The sequence below is a fragment of the Streptomyces sp. GbtcB6 genome, from assembly GCF_019091475.1.
GTDB classification, from domain to species: Bacteria; Actinomycetota; Actinomycetes; order Streptomycetales; family Streptomycetaceae; genus Streptomyces; species Streptomyces hyaluromycini.
In genome coordinates this window covers 1-237 of the sequence record NZ_JAGXJL010000459.1, presented here as the reverse complement: position 1 = coordinate 237, position 237 = coordinate 1, and the positions used below count along the sequence as shown (strand labels likewise).

The following is a 237-nucleotide window of genomic DNA, read 5'->3' as shown; positions in this document are numbered from 1 at the left end:
AGACCACGATGCTGAGGTACCCCTCGGGAAGTCCGGTCGCGGCGTACCCACCGGTCCCGCCGGTCACGCGGCGCACGAGCTGACGTCCCCGCGCGTCGATGACGGTGACCGCGGCGCCGCGGGCCGGGCGGCCCTCGCGATCCTGGACCCGGCCGGTGCGCACCGGCACCTGCTCCCCGGAGTGGTGCGCGTGCACCGGGAGCGCCGCCCGCCTGGGCGTCACCAGCCCCCGGTCCT

The 237-nt window shown here is 77.6% G+C and carries 1 pseudogene; it reads right to left on the bottom strand.

The features are described from left to right. A pseudogene (locus KVT45_RS55665) lies at positions 1-237 on the bottom strand (hypothetical protein); the annotation flags it as partial.